The 20,433-nt window shown below is 68.6% G+C and carries 22 protein-coding genes; 20 read left to right on the top strand and 2 right to left on the bottom strand.

Annotation, left to right across the window (positions count from 1 at the left end):
* Window positions 1-40 precede the first annotated feature (40 nt).
* Window positions 41-931, top strand: coding sequence for a TauD/TfdA family dioxygenase (locus ACFYY1_RS30350; protein WP_388591263.1), 891 nt, complete (start codon window positions 41-43; stop codon window positions 929-931).
* A gap of 1,016 nt (window positions 932-1,947) precedes the next feature.
* Here ACFYY1_RS30350 and ACFYY1_RS30345 read toward each other — a convergent pair.
* Both ACFYY1_RS30345 and ACFYY1_RS30340 read right to left on the bottom strand, forming a co-directional pair.
* Window positions 1,948-2,436, bottom strand: a complete 489-nt coding sequence (locus ACFYY1_RS30345; protein WP_388591262.1) for a TrmO family methyltransferase — start codon at window positions 2,434-2,436, stop codon at window positions 1,948-1,950.
* A 75-nt stretch (window positions 2,437-2,511) separates the two neighbouring features.
* Window positions 2,512-3,900, bottom strand: coding sequence for a Tat pathway signal protein (locus ACFYY1_RS30340; protein WP_388591260.1), 1,389 nt, complete (start codon window positions 3,898-3,900; stop codon window positions 2,512-2,514).
* A gap of 240 nt (window positions 3,901-4,140) precedes the next feature.
* On the opposite strand from ACFYY1_RS30340, the gene ACFYY1_RS30335 reads away from it, so the two are divergent.
* The 19 genes from ACFYY1_RS30335 (at window position 4,141) to ACFYY1_RS30245 (ending at window position 20,402) form a co-directional block, all read left to right on the top strand.
* Window positions 4,141-4,587 (top strand): DUF6415 family natural product biosynthesis protein, encoded by a 447-nt coding sequence (locus tag ACFYY1_RS30335; protein ID WP_388591258.1) that lies wholly within the window; start codon window positions 4,141-4,143, stop codon window positions 4,585-4,587.
* A gap of 208 nt (window positions 4,588-4,795) precedes the next feature.
* On the top strand, window positions 4,796-6,616 hold the full coding sequence (locus tag ACFYY1_RS30330; protein ID WP_388591308.1) for a glycoside hydrolase family 15 protein: 1,821 nt from the start codon (window positions 4,796-4,798) through the stop codon (window positions 6,614-6,616).
* Window positions 6,613-7,071: a hypothetical protein gene (locus tag ACFYY1_RS30325; protein WP_388591256.1), complete on the top strand. Its 459-nt coding sequence runs from the start codon at window positions 6,613-6,615 to the stop codon at window positions 7,069-7,071. Before ACFYY1_RS30330 ends, ACFYY1_RS30325 begins: the two co-directional genes overlap by 4 nt.
* Window positions 7,072-7,119: 48 nt before the next feature.
* The gene (locus tag ACFYY1_RS30320; RefSeq protein ID WP_388591254.1) at window positions 7,120-8,520 is read left to right on the top strand and encodes a hypothetical protein; all 1,401 of its coding nucleotides are present in this window, start codon (window positions 7,120-7,122) and stop codon (window positions 8,518-8,520) included.
* 5 nt (window positions 8,521-8,525) lie between these two features.
* Complete coding sequence (locus tag ACFYY1_RS30315; RefSeq protein ID WP_388591253.1) at window positions 8,526-8,972, top strand: roadblock/LC7 domain-containing protein; 447 nt, start codon at window positions 8,526-8,528, stop codon at window positions 8,970-8,972.
* Entirely contained in the window at window positions 8,969-9,331 is a 363-nt protein-coding gene (locus ACFYY1_RS30310; protein ID WP_388591252.1) for a DUF742 domain-containing protein, read from the top strand. The genes ACFYY1_RS30315 and ACFYY1_RS30310 overlap by 4 nt, the downstream gene beginning before the upstream one ends.
* Window positions 9,306-9,908, top strand: coding sequence for an ATP/GTP-binding protein (locus tag ACFYY1_RS30305; RefSeq protein ID WP_388591250.1), 603 nt, complete (start codon window positions 9,306-9,308; stop codon window positions 9,906-9,908). Before ACFYY1_RS30310 ends, ACFYY1_RS30305 begins: the two co-directional genes overlap by 26 nt.
* On the top strand, window positions 9,905-11,107 hold the full coding sequence (locus ACFYY1_RS30300) for a cytochrome P450 (RefSeq protein ID WP_388591248.1): 1,203 nt from the start codon (window positions 9,905-9,907) through the stop codon (window positions 11,105-11,107). The genes ACFYY1_RS30305 and ACFYY1_RS30300 overlap by 4 nt, the downstream gene beginning before the upstream one ends.
* Before the next feature lie 24 nt (window positions 11,108-11,131).
* Window positions 11,132-12,367 (top strand): cytochrome P450, encoded by a 1,236-nt coding sequence (locus tag ACFYY1_RS30295; RefSeq protein ID WP_388591246.1) that lies wholly within the window; start codon window positions 11,132-11,134, stop codon window positions 12,365-12,367.
* Window positions 12,364-13,212, top strand: a complete 849-nt coding sequence (locus ACFYY1_RS30290; RefSeq protein ID WP_388591244.1) for an SAM-dependent methyltransferase — start codon at window positions 12,364-12,366, stop codon at window positions 13,210-13,212. The genes ACFYY1_RS30295 and ACFYY1_RS30290 overlap by 4 nt, the downstream gene beginning before the upstream one ends.
* 273 nt (window positions 13,213-13,485) lie before the next feature.
* Window positions 13,486-14,295: an SAM-dependent methyltransferase gene (locus ACFYY1_RS30285; protein ID WP_388591242.1), complete on the top strand. Its 810-nt coding sequence runs from the start codon at window positions 13,486-13,488 to the stop codon at window positions 14,293-14,295.
* Window positions 14,292-15,158, top strand: a complete 867-nt coding sequence (locus tag ACFYY1_RS30280; protein WP_388591240.1) for a Scr1 family TA system antitoxin-like transcriptional regulator — start codon at window positions 14,292-14,294, stop codon at window positions 15,156-15,158. Before ACFYY1_RS30285 ends, ACFYY1_RS30280 begins: the two co-directional genes overlap by 4 nt.
* A 63-nt stretch (window positions 15,159-15,221) precedes the next feature.
* Window positions 15,222-16,013: a hypothetical protein gene (locus ACFYY1_RS30275; protein ID WP_388591238.1), complete on the top strand. Its 792-nt coding sequence runs from the start codon at window positions 15,222-15,224 to the stop codon at window positions 16,011-16,013.
* Window positions 16,010-16,840, top strand: coding sequence for a Scr1 family TA system antitoxin-like transcriptional regulator (locus tag ACFYY1_RS30270; protein WP_388591236.1), 831 nt, complete (start codon window positions 16,010-16,012; stop codon window positions 16,838-16,840). Before ACFYY1_RS30275 ends, ACFYY1_RS30270 begins: the two co-directional genes overlap by 4 nt.
* Window positions 16,830-17,030 (top strand): hypothetical protein, encoded by a 201-nt coding sequence (locus ACFYY1_RS30265; RefSeq protein ID WP_388591234.1) that lies wholly within the window; start codon window positions 16,830-16,832, stop codon window positions 17,028-17,030. The genes ACFYY1_RS30270 and ACFYY1_RS30265 overlap by 11 nt, the downstream gene beginning before the upstream one ends.
* Before the next feature lie 12 nt (window positions 17,031-17,042).
* Window positions 17,043-17,972 (top strand): GntR family transcriptional regulator, encoded by a 930-nt coding sequence (locus ACFYY1_RS30260; protein WP_388591232.1) that lies wholly within the window; start codon window positions 17,043-17,045, stop codon window positions 17,970-17,972.
* On the top strand, window positions 17,969-18,313 hold the full coding sequence (locus ACFYY1_RS30255; protein ID WP_388591230.1) for a hypothetical protein: 345 nt from the start codon (window positions 17,969-17,971) through the stop codon (window positions 18,311-18,313). The genes ACFYY1_RS30260 and ACFYY1_RS30255 overlap by 4 nt, the downstream gene beginning before the upstream one ends.
* Window positions 18,314-18,720: 407 nt before the next feature.
* Window positions 18,721-19,791: a helix-turn-helix transcriptional regulator gene (locus ACFYY1_RS30250; RefSeq protein WP_388591229.1), complete on the top strand. Its 1,071-nt coding sequence runs from the start codon at window positions 18,721-18,723 to the stop codon at window positions 19,789-19,791.
* 218 nt (window positions 19,792-20,009) lie between these two features.
* Window positions 20,010-20,402, top strand: coding sequence for a hypothetical protein (locus ACFYY1_RS30245; protein ID WP_388591227.1), 393 nt, complete (start codon window positions 20,010-20,012; stop codon window positions 20,400-20,402).
* Window positions 20,403-20,433: the final 31 nt, after the last annotated feature.

The raw sequence follows: 20,433 nt of genomic DNA, 5'->3' as shown, positions 1-20,433 counted from the left end.
CTCTGGTCGAGCCGTATCCGAATCGCGAAGGAGCACAGCGATGCTGACGTGTCTGCGCACCACCGGATCCGCAGCCCCATGCAGCCGGCAGCAGATAGCGGGAGCCGGCGGTATCGCCGAGCAGCTGTGCGAGCGCGGCCTCGTCACGGTCAACGGGCTGACGTCCCGGAAGGCCGTCCACGACTTCACTCAGCGCATCATGTCGCTGGTGCCGCACCGGGACAGCGATCCAGACGCCCTCACCACGATCCGGGACATCGGTCGGAGAGCACAGCAGCCGGGGCTGGCGGGACTTGGATGCGGAGAACTGCTTGCTCACACGGAGCAGTCCAACGTCCGCGATCCCGCACGGCTGATGCTGCTGGTCTGCCACCGGCCGTCGGTGACCGGAGGCGAGTCCCTCCTCACCGACGGGCAGGCCATCCATGATCACTTGGCGACCGACAACCCGGAAGCTGTCGAGCACCTGAGTCTGCCCGGCACCGCCTTCTACGGCGACGGTGGCGGACACCCTTCACAGATCTTCACCCGGCACCCCGGAGGCCGGGTATCCCTGCGGTTCCGGCAGGACGAACTCGGCCAGTTCAGCCCCCTGGTGCAGCGGTTCCTCCCGGAACTGAGGGAGGCCATCGCAGCTCACCAGCGCCCCATCATCCTGTCCCCGGGGCAGGGGTACCTGATCGACAACCATCGGTACCTCCATGCCCGTGCCGCTTTCGTCGGCCCGCGGGAGTACGTGCGCGCTCTGGGCATGCCGCTGTTCCCCATGCGTCCCGGGTTCGGCGTCTGCGAGAGGGGCATAGCCTCCGTGTCTTGCCCTGAAGCAGGACGTGCTCCGGCACGGATTTCCCGCACAGCCAATCCTTCAGGTGCGGCAACGTCGCAGGTCGAGCGGTCCGTTTCCGGCAGCGGCATTGGAGAAGTCCGGTGAGAACATTGGCGAGCTGGCCGCCCACGGCATCTGACCTCAGCGCCACTATCCGGGCGTACGGAGAGCTGGGTTGGCTACTGATCGTAGGGTCGACGGTCATGCAGCCGCACGGGGCCGTCGCCGAACTGGCGGCACGTCCCCGAACCGGTCTGAGAACAACGTGCTCCGGATTTGACGCTGTGACGGTTCCATACGCGGTCGGCGGCCAGATGATGGTCCTGCTCGACCGGTCCGGCCTGGGACCTGTGCCGTGTCTGATCGCAGATCAGAAGCTGACCGTCCTCCTCGTGAAGGCGGGAACCGGCGGAGCACTTGCCCTGTCGCCGGACGTGTCGGTCGAGTCTGGGCCCGGAGGGCGTCTGCCCCTTCCGCCCTCATCCAACTGTCAGTGGGACACACCCCCGTGGGACACCAAGACCCAGGATCACCTCCCGCTGCTGGCCGGTTCCCTGCTCGCACCGCACGTCCGCGAAGCTCTCCGGCTGCCCGGCAGACGGACGTCGTAGCCCCTCGACCGGTCACCGGGGCGGTGCGTGGCGGTCCGTACGTCGGCCCTGCGGGTAGCGGTCCAGCCTCGCTCGCCCCGGTGACCCTTCTCCATTTTCTTCTTAATTTGTCCGAGGATGTTCATGTCTGATCGTGGTCGTTCTGCCCGGCTTTCCGCCGGATGCACGCGTAGCTTTCGGCCTGTCATCGGTGGCGGAAGCGGCACGGCAGGGACCGTGTCCACGCCGCTGGGAAGCTCTGTCGGGATGCGCCTGATGGAACAGCGTCTCAGTGCCCGGGCAGCGCGCCTCGTCGGCCTGGCGGACAGCGTGTTCCTGCTCTGGAACGATTCGGGTCCTGGGGCTTCCTGGTCGGTCGTCGCCCGCGCCGCGGAAGCGTTCACCCTGGAGATCGGCGAGAAGGGGCCAGTCCCGGAGATGTTGGCCGCTCCCCTTCACCGGCTGCCGCGCCCCCCATGGGATTGGCCGGTGGGCGAGCGCGGGTGTCGTGTCCCAGGGATCGTGGGCGGGTTACCGGCTGTTGGCTTCGTCCCAGTAGTGCGTGAGCATCTCGCCGGGCCAGGCGGGCTGCCGCACGGGGCCCCGCGGTCCCATCTCCCCGAAGTAGGGTGCCAGGTCGATCACGGGGGTGCCAGCGACCGCGTCGAGATCGGTGACCAGGAGGTCCCGGCCGTCCACGCCGCGCAGGCGCGGGTAGCTGATCGCGAGCTGGTTTGGCCGTCGGTGGTTGCGGTGGACGAATGTTCCCGTCGCCGGCCATCGAGTGTTGCTGCGTGGGCTGCGTGCATGGAGCTGCACGTCTTCGGGGCGCGCGAGGTGGAAGTGCCAGGTCACTGTCAGATGACTGAAGTCCTCGATGCCCTGGAGGGTCTCGACCGGGTAGGTGTGGTGGAGACGGATGATCGCTTCGGTTCCCCCCTGGTAGTCGTCCAGGACGCTGGTGTGGCCGCCCACCACGGTGGCGATGGGGACGATCTCGATCGGCTTCTCTGCTGTCACGGCTGTTTCCTTTCCGTCCCCGGAACCGCCGGTTCTGTACGTGTGTGGCGGCGGGGAGCCGGTCGCGTGGTCCGGTCAGCCTATGGTGCGCAGCATTTCGCGGGCGCGCTGGTCGAGTTCGGCGACGTGGTGGCCGCCGCGTTGGCGGACCGGGGAGAGGTCTTGCTGCATGCGCACGAGGATGTCGCGGGTGCGGCCGGAGTGGATGCCGGTCATGGCGTCCAGGGCCTGGGTCCAGGTGTGGCAAGCCTCGTCGAGGCGGCCTTGGCGGACCTGGACGGCTCCGAGGTAGCCCAGGGTCACGCTGTGGGTGCGAGCGTAGAGCTGGCGGCGTCGGGTGGCGACGCTGCGCTGGAAGTGGAGTTCGGCGTCGCGGGGGTTGCCGAGGTCGCGCAGGGCGCAGGCGGTCTCGTGCGCGAGGGATGCTTCGGCGAAGAAGCCGACCCGGTTAGGGGCGTCTCCGGTATGGCGGCCGAGGTCGCGTTCGGCGCGGCTGATCGCGGCGAGGGTGCCCTTGCGGTCGCCGGAGGCAGCCAGGGCCCGGGCGTGGACGATGCCCAGGAGTGCCTTCTCTCGCCAGCTCGCCCGGCCGTACCGTTTCGGATCCATCGACGCGGAGGCAAGGTCGAGGGCCTGGCGGGGGTGTCCAAGGTCGACGGCCTGGTGGGCCATGGCGCGCAGGATGTGTCCGGCGAGGGGACCGTCACCGGCTTCGGCGGCGAGTTTCGCTGCAAGGGTGAAGTAGCGCTGTGCGGGTCGGTGTTCGGAGGCGTCGAATGCCATCCATCCGGCGAGGTAGGCCATCTCGGAGACGGCGGAGTACAGGTCGCGGCGGATCTGTTCGGTGGGGAAGCGGCTGGAGAGGAGCGGGGCGGCCTCCAGGCTCAAGTGCGCAGCGAGTGCGGAGCGGCCGGCGGCGCCTCCGCGCTGCTGGTCGCGGGCCGAGAAGAAGGTGGTGGTCTGGCGGACGTCGTCGATGTCCGCCGTGGTGACGGTCTGGGACGATTTCGCGGGGCGTCTCGTGGCGGCTTCGGGAGCCTCTTGCCACCACGAGGGGTTGGGGATGGCGAGTCCGGCCACGGAGTACGCGGTGCCGGCCAGTACTTGGCGTCGGTGCAGCATGTCGAGGTCGTCTCTTCCCAACTCGGCCAGCATCATCTGTGTGTCGGCGCTCCAGTCGGCGCTGTCGCCCGCCGCACGGCCCGGGCCGGGTTCCAGTCCGATGTCGTCCAGGGTGATGGGGCGGCCGAGCTTCCGCGTCAGCGCCTCGCAGAGGATATGGGGTGCCGGGCCGCTGGGGCGCGTCCCCAGGACCCACATGGAAATGTGGGACCGGCTGATGCCGTAGAGCTCGGTGGCTCCGGCTTCCTTAGCGACCCGGAGTACGGCTGCGGCGGCCTTCGGCTGCGACCAGCCGGTCTCCGCGATTCGAGCTGCCAGCGCTTCGTTGCGCGTACGAGCCATGGACGATCCCCGACCTCGAAACGATCTTTGGCGCCTTTGGCGAGGTTGCCCACGTTCCTGGGCTGCCCACCAACGGATTTTCACGGTTGTCTCAACGTAGCCGTTTTCAGGGTGCGTTCACATCCTCACGCGATCCGTCGACGGTGCTCGTCGCTCCCCAGGATCCGACTCACCTCCAGGAGGCAATCCGTGTTTCGTCGCTTAGTGGCCTCTCGCTTCGCCGCTGCGTCGCCTGGTGCCATGACGCGGGCCGGCCGCGGTCGCGGAAAGCGGCCTGCCCGGGATGCGGTCGCCGCGGCGACCGAGACCGTCACTCTGGTCTTGAGTAACGACGCATCCGCCCTGGCCTCCGTTCAGGACGTGGAAGACCTGGCCAAGCAACTGCGCGGCCACATCACTCAACTGGGCGCCGTCGTGCACGCGGGGCACCCGATCCTTCGGGCTGCCTGGACTCTCGGCGTGACTGGCCTTCCTCACGGGTACGAGCCGTCGCGCAGGCATCTGCGGGACCTGGCCCTGGCGACAGAGAACCTGATCCAGGCGGTTCGGAGCCAGGCCGCGCACGGTGATACACCCGGCAGACTTCGCCGGAACCGCCGGTCTGGCCCCCTTCACCGCCATGTGACGGCCCCGTTCACCACAGCGGTGGCCCGCATGACCGCTTCCGCATCCCCGCCCCGGCATTGAGGCCCGGCCGATGCCGACCATCGCCGGTGGGCTCATCACCAGCCTGATCGTCACGGCCATGGGAGCACTCACCCTCATCGGTGAACGGACGGCACACAACGCCGCCACGGAGACCTCCCCCAGCCCCGGACCCGCCCGAAACAGGGCCCGCCGTCAAGTCACCCGCACCGCCCGGGACTCCGGGCTCACCCGCAGAGATCGGAATTCCATGCCCGGCAAGATCGAGGAATACGCGCTCATCGGAGACAGGCTGACCGGCGCTCTGATCTGCCCTTACGGCTCGATTGACTGGTTCTGCCCGTCGCGCTTCGACTCCACGGCCGTCTTCGCACGGATCCTTGGTACCGAGGCGCACGGCTACTGGCAGATAGGCCCCGCCGTCGGGCCCGGCGAGCAGGCCCCGCGGGCCGACCGGCGCCGCTACCAGGGCGATTCCCTCATCCTCGAATCCGAGTGGGACGCCCCGGGCGGCGGCACCGTGCGCGTCACGGACTTCATGCCGACCCACAACGGCTCTTCCTCGCAGGTGATCCGGATCGTCGACGGTGTGGCCGGCGAGGTCGAGATGGACTCCGCGCTCCGCCCGCGATTCGGGTACGGGAAGGAACTCCCCTGGATCCACGAAGCCAACGGTTACACGGTCGCGGAATGGGGACCGGACGCACTGTGGCTCGACACCCCCACGACGGAGAAGGACGGCGTCGCGCACAGCCGCTTCACCGTCCGGGCCGGCCAGCGCATCGCCCTCTCCCTCACCTGGCAGCCCTCCTCCCACACCGGCACGCCAGCAGTGTGCGACGGCGCAGCGGCGCTGGCCGAGACCCGGGTGTTCTGGCGGGACTGGGTGGCACAGTGCACGTACGACGGCCCCTACCGCAAGGCGGTGGTCCGCTCCCTGATCACCCTGAAGGCGCTCACCTACGCGCCGAGCGGGGCGGTCGTCGCCGCGTTGACAACCTCACTGCCGGAGGAAATCGGCGGCGTGCGGAACTGGGACTACCGCTACGCCTGGCCACGGGACTCGGCGCTCGCTGTGTCCGCTCTGCTGCACGCCGGCTACCGGGGCGAGGCCGGGGCGTGGCGGCAATGGCTGCTGCGTACCGTGGCCGGTGATCCGGAGAACTTCCAGGTCATGTACGGCGTCGGTGGTGAGCGTGAGCTGCCTGAGCGGGTGTTGGACTGGCTGCCGGGGTATGGGGGTTCTGCTCCGGTCCGGGTGGGCAACGGCGCCGCCGGGCAGTTCCAGCTCGACATTCCGGGTGAGCTCGCCGACACCCTTTTCGTGGCCCACGAACAGGGTCTCGAACGGTGTGACGACACCGCGGCGCTGCACCTGGGGCTGGTCAACTACGTCCGCAACCACTGGAAGGACCCCGACGACGGGATCCGGGAGGTCCGCGGTGAGCGCCGTCACTTCGTCCACTCCAAGGTCATGGCGTGGGTCGCGGTCGACCGGACGATCCGCCTCGTTGAGGACGGGGTACTCGATGCGGACCTCGGCGAGCTCGTGGAGCTGCGTGACGAGATCCATGCGGACGTGTGCGAGCGCGGTTTCGACGCGACGCGGAATACCTTCACCCAGGCCTACGGCTCGAAGGAGCTGGACGCATCCCTGCTGCTGATCCCGAGCACCGGATTCCTGCCCCCGGACGACCCCAGGGTGATCGGCACGGTCGACGCGGTCATGCGGGAGCTCGCGACGCCCGACGGCCTCGTACACCGCTATCCCACCACCGCGGCCGGCGAGGGCCTGGACGGGCTTCCCGGCAGTGAGGGCTCCTTCCTGCTGTGTTCGTTCTCGCTGGTCAGCGCGCTCGCCCTCACCGGCCGCCTCTCCCAGGCGCGCGCACTGTTCGAGCGTCTGCTGGAGCTGCGCAGCGATCTCGGGCTGCTCGCCGAGGAGTACGACCCGGAAACCGGCCAGCAACTCGGTAATTTCCCCCAGGCGTTCAGCCACATCGGAATTGTGGAGTGTGCCGTACGCCTGCATGCACTGGAGCAGGCGGCCATGGCGGTGATCGCGGCATGAGCACTGTGGGCCCCACGGTCGCTGATCTCTTCCCCGACGTCGTGGGTGTCTCGCCGTTCGACGTGACGGTCGGCGAGGCCTTCGACACAGTGGCACTCCCGGCGGCCGCAGCCCGCCGGCTCCTCGATCTCTGTGACCATCTGCACCCTCACCCGGTGGGGGCGGCCATCGCCCGGGGGAATGAGTGGGTGCTGATCCTGCCGCCCGGCTCCGGTAAGGAAACCGACTGGCCGTGGCCGGCGGATTTCCGCGACGCCGGGTTGCTGACCGTGCCTCCGTGGACGGCCACCGCGGAGGAGTCCCTGCACTGGGGCAGGCGCGGGAACGAGTACCACCGTGTCTTCACCGCGCCGGTACCCCTGGGCGCCGTACTCCCGCTGCTCACGCCGGTCCCGCCCACAGTCCTTCCGGCCTCTGCTTCCTCTTCCTGCTCCCGCATTCCTGTGGGGATCTGATCCGTTTGTTTGTTCAGGTCCCCGATGTCCGAACGAGTTGAGAGATATATGACCTCCCAGATACTCGCACTCGCCGTCGTGCTCGTCTGCGTCCTGACGGTCGCCGTCATCGCTTCGGTCGCCGCTGGACGGGCTCGCCGGCAGGTGAGCCGGTTACTCCGGGACAAGAGCGAACTTGATCGGAGGCTGATGCAGTCTCAACAGGACTGCAGCGGCCGGGATATGGCTCTGGAAGCGTTCGCATTTCAGGGTGTGCGTGCGTGGACGGACGCGGTGACGGCCGGCGGCTCGCCGACCTCCACCGAGTTCATCGTCGAGGCCCGGCTCTCGGGTTCCGACTTCGCGAAACACCTGGAAGCCGCGGGCAATGCCGTGGTCTCGGCGCTCATCGAGATGAAGAACCAAGGTGCCGCGGCGGCCCGCCATGAGGCGCGGCGCGAAGCACAGGAAGCGACCGCGGCGACCGTGCGAGCGGTGGCCGAGTCCGTGCAGGCGCCCTGCCAGGCGCTGATCAAGGTAATCGACGAAGGACTGATCAGGCACAAGGACGACTCGTCGTTCGGGACTCTGACGCGGATCGATCACGAGGCACAAGTGATGAGCCGGGTGGCGGCGTCGTTCGCTGTGCTGTCCGGAGGGAATCCAGGACGGCGTTGGACGTCTCAGCCGCTGACCGCGGTCGTGCGCGGGGCCATGGGCAGTATCCGTGCCCACGAGCGGGTGCGGTACCAGGAGCTGGACCACCGCGCGGTGAACCAGCGGGCGATGCAGCCCGTCGTGCACGCGCTGGCCACACTGCTCGACAACGCGACCCGGTACTCCCATCCGGAAGCTCCAGTCGATGTGACCTTCGAGTCGGCCTACGAGGGCGTCACGGTGATCGTCAGTGACGCGGGCGTACGCATGAACGAGGAGCAGCAGGCCCTGGCGCGCAAGGCGCTGTCCGGCGAGCCGGTGGACCTTCACGAGCTCGGCCCGCATCCCAAGATCGGGTTCTGGACGGTGGGAGCTCTGGCAGCCCGTTACGGGTTCACGGCACATCTCGACGCATCCAGTGCGTGGGGAGGGATGCGTCAGATTCTCTTCCTGCCCGACACCCTTTTGAACACGGTGAAGCCTGTGGCAGGCCCGCGCCCTGTCGCGGTGAACAGTCCTGCCGGTGCCGGGCAGCACGGTACCGCGGTGGGGCCTGTGGCCGGTCCGCGCCCTGTCGCGGTGGAGAGTCCGTCCGGCCCGGGGCGGCATGGTCGGCATGCCTCGGGGTTGCCCCAGCGGCGGAGGAATGCCTCTGTCTCCGCGGCATCGGGCAGCGGAGCCGGCGAGGCGGCTTTCCGGCTGTCCGATCAGCCGGGGAGTGCCGACGTGGCCACCGCCTGGATCAGGAGCACACGCCGCACGCCCTCCCCTGCCGATTCCGCTTCCACTTCCGATTCCGAAAAGAGTGAGTGATCTCGATGACGACTTTCACCGATCGCCAGGCCCAGACGAAGGCCTCGTGGATCCTCGACGACATCAAGAGCCTGAAGGGCGTCACCTGGGCCGTGGTGCTGAGCGGCGATGGCCTGGTGGTCGCCCGGTGCAAGGACCTCGACAGGGACACGGCAGACAGCATCTCCGCGGCCGGGGCCGGATACGTCTCGGTTGCCAAGGCGCTCGGCCAGTTCGGCGGCGGCGCTCTGCGTCAGTGCATGGCCGAGTACGACAAGGCCATGATCATGGCGACGGCGGTGGCGGAGAACTCGCTGCTGGTCGTGCAGTACACGCACGACGGGAACGTCGAGGTCATCACCAACAAGGTGATGTCGGTCGCACCGAATCTGGCCCAGGAGCTGGCTTCCAAGGCCCGGACCGAGACGCCTGGAGGCACGGGACTCGGGTCCGGCGCGGCCGGGCAGCTGTGACAGGCCCGGCCGTCGGGGACGGCGGTCTCGTACGGCCCCATGTCCGTACGGGGGGGCGTACCACACCCTCACGCGAGGAACTGCGGCTGGAGTCCCTGGTCACGACGGCAGAGACTCCTGGTCCGCCCCACGTCGGCCTCAACCCCGACGAGAAGGCCGTGCTGGATGTGTGCCGGCCCGACAGGGCTATGTCGGTGTCCGAGATCGCCGCGCACCTTGGCCAGCCGCCGACTCTGGCCAAGATCCTCGTCTCCGGTCTCGCGGACAGCGGCCTCGTCGGTGTCTCCACCCCGCCGGACACCACCTCGGGCTCTCTCCTGGAAAGGGTTCTTCATGGCCTCCGCGCTCTCCCTGCCTGACAGCGCCTACGTGCCCGCGGAAGCGATATCGGTCAAGGTGTTGATTGCCGGTCACTTCGGTGTCGGCAAGACGACGCTCGTCGGCAGCGTCTCGGAGATCGAACCGCTGCGCACCGAGGAACCCATCACCGCCGCGAGTGTCGGGGTCGACGACCTCATGGAAAGCGACGCGAAGACCACCACCACGGTCGCGGTGGACTTCGGCCGCCTCACCCTGGATCGCGAGATCGCGCTGTACCTGTTCGGTCTTCCGGGGCAGGAGCGGTTCCAGCCGATCGCGGAGGAGTACGCGCGGGGAGCGATGGGCGCGGTGCTCATGGCCGACACCCGTCACCTGGAAAGGACGTTCCCCGTGGCGGACTTCCTGGAGAACCGCGGCATCCCCTACGTGGTGGCCCTGAACCAGTTCGAGGGGACCCGCAGGTTCGAGCTTGAGGATGTGCGGTCCGCTCTCGATCTGGAGTCCGAAACACCGCTGGTCCGGTGCGACGCACGCAATGCCGCCCAGGGCCGCGACGCGCTGATCGTCCTGTTCGAGTACCTCATTTCCCTGTCGAACCGTCCGGAGCGCCCGTGAACACCCACCCCTGCCGCCGGTACCCGATGTACACACCGGAGTTCGCCGCCGACCCGCATGCCGCCTACCAGAAGATGCGCCAGGAGCACGGGGCCCTGGTGCCGGTGGAGCTGTACCCCGGGCTGGAGGCGACCCTGGTGGTCAACCACAACACCGCGGTGAAGATCCTCAACGATCCGGTCAGGTTCCCCGCAGACCCCCGGGTGTGGCAGCGGTCCGTGCCTGCCGACTGCCCGATCCTCCCGATGGTCGGCTACCGGGCCAACGCCCTGCGCAGTGCGGGCCGCGAGCATGCCCGGTTCCGGGCCTCGAACGTGGACGCGCTCGCCGGGGTGGCGCTGCACCGGCTGGAGCGGGTCGTGCAGCGCAGGGCGCGGCAGGCCGTCAACCGTTTCTGCGAGAAGGGCGAGGCCGACTTCCTGAACGAGTTCGCCAAACCGGTGGTGCTCGCCACGATCAGTGACCTGGCGGGTGCCCCGGACGAGGTGGCCGGCCGGATCGGCATGTCCATGGCCGCAGTCTTCGAAGGCGGTCCTGACGCCGGGCTCGCCAACGACGTGCTGATGGCAGCGCTGCATGACCTGATCGAGCTCAAGCGGGCCCGCCCCGGTGACGACTTCGTCACCCGGCTGATCGCCCACGAAACCGAGCTCACCGGTCCTGAGCTCGCCCAGCAGCTGGTGACCTTGTTCGGGGCGGGTTATGAACCGACGACGAACACCATCGCCAACACGGCGCTGCGGATCCAGTCCAGCGCACACGTCAGGGACGGTGTCTCCAGGGGATCTTTGAGTGTCCGCGAAGCCCTGTTCGAGGGTTTGTTCAATGACCCGCCGATGGCGAACTACTGCCTCTCCTATCCCCCGCAGCCGGTGGTGATCGGCGATCAGGTACTGCTCGCGGACCAGATGGTCGTAATCAGTCTCGCCGCCTGCAACAACGACCCCGCTCTCGGCAGCCCCGAGCGCAGGCTCGGAAACCGGGCGCATCTCGCCTTCAGCGCGGGTCCCCATGCCTGCCCCGCCGCGGACATGTCCATGGTCATCGCGAAGGCCGCCCTCGATGAAGTCCTCGAAGCGCTGCCGGACATGCAGCTCGCCATCCCGCCGGACCAGGTCCGCTGGCGTCCCGGCCCCTTCCACCGGGCATTGGCCTCATTGCCCGTGTCCTTCGCACCCACCGCCCCCCTGCCCAACTGAGCAGCACACACGGAGGAGAACCGCATGGACAGCAGCGTCTACGCACTGAACCCCCAGGCGCCCGACCGTACCGGCGAAGACCGCATGCTCAGGGAGCGCGGCCCGATCACCCGCGTCGACGTCCTCGGCGTCGAGGCCTGGGCCGTCAACGACCCGCAGTGGCTTCGGGAACTGCTCAAAGACCCGCGGGTGTCGAAGAGCGCGCGGGACCACTGCCGCGACTTCGAGAACATCGTGGCCACGTGGCCGCTGGCCCTGTGGGTCAGCGTTGAGAATATGTTCACGGCGTACGGCACGGACCACCGGCGCCTGCGCAAGCTCGTCCAGAAGGCCTTCACCGCCCGCCGCACGGCGGCCATGATCCCCGTCATCGAGTCGATCGCCGACCAGCTCCTCGACGACATCGACGCCACACATGCCCCCGGTGAACCCGTCGACCTGGTCGCCGCCTATGCCCGCCGCCTGCCCATCCTCTTCATCTGCCGGCTCATGGGCCTGCCCGAAGAGGAACACGACCGGGTCCGGCACCTCGCCGACGTGATCTTCTCGACGTCGTACAGCTGGGAAGAACAAAAGGCCAGCCAGGCAGAGCTCTACGCACTGCTGAGTGACCTCGTGGCGCTCAAGCGCGAGAATCCCGGCGACGATCTGACCAGTGCCCTCGTTGCCGCACGGGACGACGAGAACGGGACACTGAGCGAGAAGCAGCTCACCGACACACTCCTGCTGATGATCACCGCCGGATTCGAAACAACGGTCGGGCTCATCACCAACGCAGGCTTCAACCTTTTCACCCACCCCGAGGAGCTCGGCCACGTCCGCGCAGGCCGCGCCACCTGGAGCGATGTCGTCGAAGAGTCACTTCGCCGTAACGCCCCCATCGCGAACCTTCCGATGCGCTACGCCACCGAGGACATCGCCCTGCCCGACGGCACCGTCATCCGCGCCGGGGATCCGATCCTCCCTTGCTACAGCGCAGCTGGCCGTCACCGGGGCGAGTACGGGGAGGACGCCGACCAGTTCCTCGTGCTGCGCGTGAAGAAGGAGCACCTCGCCTTCGGACACGGCGCCCACCTGTGCCTGGGGGCACCCCTGGCACGTGCCGAGGGTGCGATCGCCCTGGACAAGTTCTTCGCCCGCTACCCCCACGCACGTCTCGCCGACAGCGACACCCGCACACCGGTGCCCAGCTTCATCTCCAACACCCTTACGCGCCTGGACGTCGTCCTGGAGCCCCTCCCCGAGGGGGATGCACAGTGAGCACGCTCACCGCGGCTGTCACGGCACGCGGCCCCGCCCCCGTCACCGCACCGTCCGTCGCAAAGCTCACGCACTGGCTGCTCGGCGGCAGACACCACCTCCGCGCAGACCGGAATCTGGGCAAGCAGGTCCTTCGCGCAGCACCCTGGTTCGAGGACGCCGTACAGATCAACGCCCTCTACGCACACCAGACGGTGGCGATGCTCCGCGCCTCGGGTATCAGGCAGTTCGTCGACCTGGGCAGCGGCCTGCCGGCCGCCAACCCGCGCTTCCCCCACACCGCCCTGTCCGCCGGACCGGACACCACGGTCATCCACGTCGACTGCGACCCGGCCGTCATCGAACACGGACCCCAATTCCTGAGCGGCAGCCGGTCCACGAATCACCGGTTCATGCACGCGGACCTGCGGGACACGCTCTACATCCTGCGTGAACTGCCGCTTCACGGCCTGGACCCGTCCCGGCCGACAGGATTCCTGTGTCACGACGTCCTGCCCTGGATACCCGACGATGCGGACGCCCGCGCCAGCATGAAGGCGATCCTCGACTGGGCGCCGCCCGGCAGTGTCCTCTCGCTCACCCACTCCACCGCCGATCTGTGCCACGACGGAACTGCCGCGGCCGCAGCACACTGCTTCACCGCGGCGGGGCTGCCCGTGCGCCTGCGGACCGCGGAGGAGATACGTGATCTCACACAGGCCGCCGCCCGCCCCTGGCACATCCGTTCTCCCGGCATCGTGCCGGTGAGCACGTACCACCCGGCCCGATACCGCACGCCTGTCCCGGATCACCACAGCGGCAGCTACGCGGCCGTCCTCATCCACCCGGAGCACGCACACCACTGACCACCCCGGCCAGCCGTGTCCGTGAGGACAGACCCTCCTCACGGACACGGCTTCCCCAGGGTCCTGTCCAGCCGGTGCGGCCGCCGCAAGGCCGCACGGCGAAACCGGCACCGGACAGGACGGCGCAACCCCGGGCGGGCTCGACCCCCGCGTAGCCCGCCCGCAGCCCTGCGCCCCGGCTGCCCCTGGACCAGCCCCGATCCAGGGCAGCCGGCCCCAACCCCTTTACGCAGAAGGAACCTCGTGATCGAAGAACAGAGTCCCCCCTACCGCATGCCTGACTGGGCGTGTGTGCCCAGCAGCGCCCGGATCGCGGACCACTTCACCGGTGGGACCGACAACTACGAAGTGGACCGCCTCCTGGCCGAGCAGCTCCGGCAAGTCGCTGCTTGGCTGCCGCGGATGCTGCTCATCAACCGCCACTTCGGTCAGCGGGCGGTCGAGCACATCGCGGGCATTCTCGGGATCACTCAGTTCCTGGACCTGGGGTGCGGGCTGCCCTTCAACCCGGACGCCCGGCCGGAGAAGCCGCTGCACACCTACGACGCGGCCAAGCACTTCTGTGACCCGCGGGTCGCATACGTCGACAACAACCCCATGGTGTACGGGCACGCCAACATGTGCCTGGCCGAGCATCCGGGCACGGCCCCGGTGCGTGCCGACGTACGTCAGGTCGACCGCCTCCTGGCCGACCCGGCTCTGCTGTCCGTGATCAACGTGAGGCGCCCGGTCGCCGTTCTGGGCAACGACCTGTTCGCCTGGATGAGCGACGAGGAAGCCGCCCGCTGCATCGCGGACCTCCATGACCGCCTCGCGCCGGGCAGCGCCCTGTCCATCTCCCACGCCTCCGCCGACACGTTCCCCGGCGCGATGGCGGCGCTGGCCGACCTCTACGCCGAGCACGGCATCGTGTTCCGGCCCCGTACACAAGAGCACATCCGCCAGCTCCTGGGCCCGTGGGAACCGGTATCCCCGGGCCTCGTCGCAACCGCGCACTGGCCGAAGACCCCGCAGTACTCGCTCCCCGGCGCAGACCAGTCGCACGCCTACGCCACCGTCGCACGCCGTACGGACGCCTCATGACCGGCCTCAGCAACTGGGAACTGCCCGAACTTCCGACCGGTCAGATCATCGCGGGCAACTACGTGCGCTACCTCCGTGACAACCTCGGACTACGGAACGCGGACGTCTGCGGGCTGGCCGGCCTGTCGCACACGTCGATGAGCCGTACCGAATCGGGCGCCAGGCCGCTGTCCCAGGAAGAGGCCGAGACGCTGCTCGCCGGCCCCTACCAGGTGCCGGAGTCCGGGCGTCGCGGGTTCGCCCGGTTCCTCTCTGAAACGGCCTGCGCCGTCAAGCACCGCGAGATGCTGCCCCTCGCTATGGCGGTCGATCACACCACGGGATGGCCGGACCGGCTCGCTGCACTCGAACACCGGGCCACGAAAGCATGCGTCTACGCCCAGCGGCTCGTCCCTGCGTTCTTGCGGACACCGGGCTACAGCACGAGAATCATCGACCAGCCCGACCCCATCGACCTGCAGATCACACGCCCCGCTGCCATCGGCACGCGCACGACGGTGGTGCTGGAGGAGTCCGTGCTGATGCGGCTCCTCGGCGCCCCGCACCTGTTTGCCGAACAGATGACGTACCTCATCGGCGCCGTCGCCGAGCAGCTCATCACGGTGCGCGTCCTGCCGCTGGACTCCGCCGTCCATGGGGAATTCCCCGAGCACCTCGCGGAGTTCCTGCTGCCCAACGGCGCCAAGGTGTATGCCGCCGAGAGCGACCACGCGACGTACTACAGCGGGCTGACCGCCGAGAGACGGATGGGCGGCTTTCTCGCCCGTGTCACCGAAGCGTCCCTGTCGCAGGACGAGTCACTGAAGCGTCTGCGGCTGGCCCGGGACAAGGCGCTCGGCGGGGACCGGCTCCGCCTGCCCTGACACCCCCTCCCGCCCGTGGTCCCTTGACCCACCCTCACTCGCCTCGTACCCGAAATGGATGACATGCACAGCCTCACGCCGCCGGGCGGACCCGTGACGACCGGGCCGCAGCCCGGCCCCGCGCTCCTCACCGCCAGCGGCACACCGGGACCGCTGGACACCGCTCACATGCCCTACATCGCCCTCACCGCAGGCGAGCAGCGCCTGCATGTGCCGGAGCTGGTGATCGGGGCCGACGGGTGGGTCAACTACCGGTATCCCACGCCGTACGACTGGTACCCCGATTCCGGGGTCCTGCTCATGCGCACCGTCGGGGCGGTCCCGTCCGGGCGGCCGGACGGGAACCTTCTCTCCCCGTTCCGGCAGGCCCACTGCATGCTCAACCTCTTGTGCCAGGGGTGCGGTGCTCCCGCGGCCATCAGCCCCGAGGGCTGGAGGCTGTGGGTCCTGCGCGCCACCAGCCGCACCGGCGGGCCGGCGGCCACGACCGGATACACCGACATGCCGCCTTCCTGCGCCCGGTGTGCACTCCACTGGTGCCCCGTCCTCAGCAAGGCCGGACGGAAACTGTTGTGGGTGGCCGAGGCGGATCTCGTCGGCATCTACGGCACGCTTTTCCCGCCGGTCACCGGGCAGGTGGTGCAGGAGAAGCTGGTCCTCCTCGACAACGAGCGGGAGCTGTCCGCTGCGGTGGCGACCCGGTTCGTACGGAATCTTCAGAGGGTCCGCGAGGTCGACCAGGCTGTCATTGCCGAACTCGCCCGGCACCAGCCCGTTCCCGCACGGCCAGGGGCCTCCGCGGATCTCCCCGCCCTCATCACACCCGGCCCCCAGGTACTGGGGCGTGTCCGATGACGACGCCCGAACCGGCAGCCCAGGCCGTCGGCGCGATGCTGCGCACTGCCCGCTTGCGCCGGATGATGCTGCCCGAGCAGCCGGCTGAACACCTCGGTGTCCCCACGCAGGCGGTCATCGACATGGAGGACGGCCACCGTAGTATCACCGTCGCGGAGCTGACGGCACTCATCCGCCTGTACCGGTGCGGCCAGGACCGGCAGCCGCTGTGGGGACTGCTGATTCACGCCGCCGCGCAGGCGCGGACTGCCCGGGACGATGAGCCGGGCCATGCCCGCCGCCTGGACGCCTGTGTCCGCCAGGCCCGTCGTGTGCGCTGGCTGTCGACGGCACTGCTCCCCGCCCCCTTGCAGACCCCCGGTTACGCCCGCGCCGTTGATGAGCACTCCACGTACCGCAGCGGCGCGCCGGTGCCGCCCGCGGCCTGCCCGGTCTACGTCCTGGACGTGCATGTCATCCGGCGCGGCAGCGGCACCCCACGGCTCATGGCCGAACAGGTGGAACATCTGCTGCGGCTGATGGAGCGCGGCGCGGATATCCGGATCGTGGGCGAGGACCATCCGATACCTCAGCTGCCTGGTCACTTGGTGGAGATGGAGCTGCCTGCCGGCCGCATCATGGCCCAGCAGGACGGCCAGGGTGTCGACTACCACCGCAGCGGCGCCCTGTTCGCCCATATCGATGCCGCCCTCGCCGTCACCGATCACTACTCGTCGTACGAAGCCCTGCGGCAGGCGGCCGCCTTCCACCTCGCGCTCGTCGAGGCCGGACCCGCACAGACCTCCTGGCAGACCAGCACCGAAGGAACCATCGCCGATGTCCGCTGACCTGAGCCACCGCGCGCACCACAACTCCTCAGCCGACGAGCTCGACAAGCCACAGCCTCCCGGGTCCCCTCACGGCCTTGCGGACTCCGAGCCGTCAGCATCGAGGGGCACACCCCTGCTGTTCTCCGTTCTGTCCGGGCTCGCGGCCGTGGCGATGATCGTCCTTGCCGCGACCCTCCCCCGGCGCTGAGATCGGAGTTCCGTGAGCCCGTTCACACCCTTCACCGGAACCCGCCCCGAGCCGGCACCCACCACGCCCACCCCGTCCCGAGCACTTTGTCCACCATCGCCGGATTCACAGCTCGTCGCGGTCGTGAGGGAGCGGGTCACCGCCGGGTGCTACGTACCCGGTTCCCGGCTGACCCTGACCGAACTGTGCCATGCCACCGGGTGCGACGCCGACGCCCTTCGCCCGGCCCTGGACCAGCTCGCCGCGACGGGGATCATCGAGGCCGTCAAGGGACGGTGGCGTGTCGTGGACGACCGGCCCGCCGGCCATGCCGCCCGCCGGGCCGCACAGTTGCTCGGCGCGGTCATCGGCCAGGGCGCCTACCCGCCCGACACGGGCCTGCCCGGACGCAGAGAACTCACCCGGATCCTCCTCGCCCCCGCAGACGCTGTGACCCAGGCTCTGGCTCTCCTCGCCGACCAGCGCATCCTGTACTTCTCCGGCACCTCCCAGCCGCGCGTCGTGAACCCGCCAAACGGCCGACGCCTCACCGTGTGGCGGGAGCGCATGTATGCGATCGCCCGGAACCATCCCACGCGGCCGCGCCACAGCGCTCCCTTCAACCGGCAGGACATCAAGGCCGCCCGGGACGCCGCCATCAACCGCTGGCGGCAGGGCACATGCCTGCCGGACAAGGACATGACCCGGCAGGAAACGCGCCAAGACGAGGCCCTCGAACGCCTGGCCTCCCACGCCTACGACCGGGCAGTCCGACAGCTCCCGCATGAGCACCCCGGCCTGCGCCAGGCTGCCGTCCGGGTACTGGCCTGCTGGGATCTGCCCACCGAGGACGTGCCTCTGCACGAGCGGCTGTACCGGGTGACCGTTCTCGCGACGGCACTCTCGGACCTCGCCGACGAGATCACCGCCCCCTCCCGGACCGCCCAGAACCCCCGCCGATGACCACGCCGGCCCCTCCCCCTCCCCCGCACACCACGCCGCCCACCGACCTGAAGGAAGCCATGGTGAACCGTCCGCAACCAGCCCAGCCCACCTCTGCCGCGCCCGGCGCCGGCCCGACCGCCGGTCTCACAGGCGCCGTGTACGGGTACCTGAATAAGCAGGACTACCGTCCGGGCCAGGCACTGCCGGCCGGCCTCATCGCCCACCGCCTCCGTGTAAAGTCCGCTGACGTCAACCGCGCCCTGAAGGAACTGGCCACTGCCGGCGTGGTCGTTCACCAGCCCAACGGACCCCACGGGAACGCCTTCTACCTGCCGACCGGCAAGCGGTGGGTCACGTGACTCATGTCGCCCACGGCCAACCGCGGCAGCGCGGTGCTCTCAGCGCCGCACCGGTCTGCTTCCGGGGCCGCAGAACAGTGCCCCTCATGTCTGGTCCCGTACACGCCGTACGCGCCTGCGCCGTGGTACTCCTGCGAATGGCGAGCGCCTTACGCAGTCCGGGCCTCGCCGTGCTGCTGAGCCGTCTGCACACCATGGGGCGCATCATCGTGGGGGCCGTGCTGATCGTGCTTCTGGGACGGCCCCGGCGACCCGCCCCACTCCCCATGGAACTCCTCCTGGAACGCAAAAGGGCAGGGCTGCGGCCTCCTTCGTAGACAGCCTCCGCTCCAGTTCCGCATGCCGGCCTTGCGAGTCCAGATCACCCGTCAGAGAGGTCCCCGCTCATGTCCCTGTCCGTACTGCGGATGCCGTTCACCATCGGGCTTCCCGCCAACCGCTCGGAGACGCCGGGCGCTTGGAAGCCCAGTCCTGCCCAGCACCGGGTGCTGCTGGGCCTGGTGCAGGGTCTGAGTGCTGCCCAGCATGCCGAGGAACACAACCGGGGAATCACCACGGTCAAGGACTATCGCCGCTGCTGTCGGGTGGGCCTCTCCGTGAAGACGGACCGAGCCCTGGCCCGCGCCACGGTCAGGAACAACTTGATCACCGTCGTACCCATACCCGGGGCGAAGGTAGCGGAGCTGCCCGCCGACGTGGTGCAGGTGTGGCGGCACCTGGCGGACGACGTCCCGGACGACGACCTGGCATCCCACATTGTGGTGCAGACCGGCCTGCCCGGGATAAGGGTCGACACCGCCCTGTTCCTCCTGCGATCCGAGGGCGAGAGCGACTGCAAGCTGATCGCCCGGGGCTTTGCATGCGGAGTTCTCACCGGGCGGGAGGAAACGCAGCCCCCGCTACGCAAGGTCCGCAAACAGCCGACTCCACCGCCCCGCTCGGTGCCGCAACCGGTCGCACACCGTCGGCCCCTTCGGCCCGCAGGCACTGATCCGCTCGGTCTCGTGCCGGCGTCCATGCCCTGGCAGCCTGATGGCTTCGGCATTCTGAACGGACATGTCGTCACCGGCCTCAGTGTCGACGTGGTGCGCGCGACCCCGGATGCCTGCCGCACCGCATTGACCACTCTGCTCCGCAATGGGCAGCAGAAGTGGGGGCCGGTGCTGGGGGACGTCGAAGGCTCCATTGCGCTCTTCCTCCTGAAACCCGGTGTGCTGCCCGACGGCTGGCGTACCGCGGGGGCCAGGCTGTGGCGGCGCGGCGCTCTCCTGAGAGGAATCCCCGCGCCCTCCATCCGCGGCGGAACCCGGCTGTACTGGGCCTTCGAAGGCAACGGAGGGTACTGGCAGCCCGAAATCCTGGCCAGCTTCCTCACCCCTGCGCAAGCTGCCGCGGCTAGCGATGAACGGGAGCCCCTGGCGCCGCCGTCCGGAGCAGCGGCCGCCCACAGCACCCGTCCGGCGCACTCAGCCGGGTGAAGCCGGCGCCGGCGTTGCGGGACTTCACCATCCTGCACCGGCCCGCGGCGATGTATGAGCCGCAGGCCACCCGGCACGCCGCATTCCTTCCGACGTACCTGCCCGATCGGCGCAACAAACTTCTCACTGCACGCCCCGGGTTCCCAGATTCGTGAAAGGCCCCTCCCCGCAGCTTCACCGAGGCCCATTGGCCAGCATCCATACAGAGGAAGTTCCTCATGCCGAAGAAGAAACGCCACAAAAAGCAACGAGAAGTCTATCGCGACCCCAGCGAACCATACACGGGCATCTCGCCGGGAATGGATAGATTCATCGCACTGCTCCCCGTCTACTTCCTGGACAAATCTGAGGACCAAACTCTCAGATCTTGGGAAGGATTAGTTTCACGAAATCCTGTTCAGGCCTCCGAGGAACTGAAGGTCTTCCAGGCTGTGGTAGCGAACCCTCCCCCTGACCTGGTCGACATCATGAAGCAGTACGGATCTGTATACCTTTACGACTGGATAAAGTCCAGGCGCGTACCTCGCACCCCCGATGAATACGAAAGGTGGTTGCGCAAAATTGTTAGCACTCTCACAACAAGTGCAGGAGACCGTCTTCCTGAAGTGTGAACAGCGATATCAACGAAACTTCTGGCTGGAG

The sequence above is a fragment of the Streptomyces sp. NPDC001890 genome (assembly GCF_042891445.1).
Taxonomy (GTDB): Bacteria; Actinomycetota; Actinomycetes; order Streptomycetales; family Streptomycetaceae; genus Streptomyces.
Note: the sequence above shows the minus strand (reverse complement) of the source record. Positions and strands in the feature narration are given on the sequence as shown.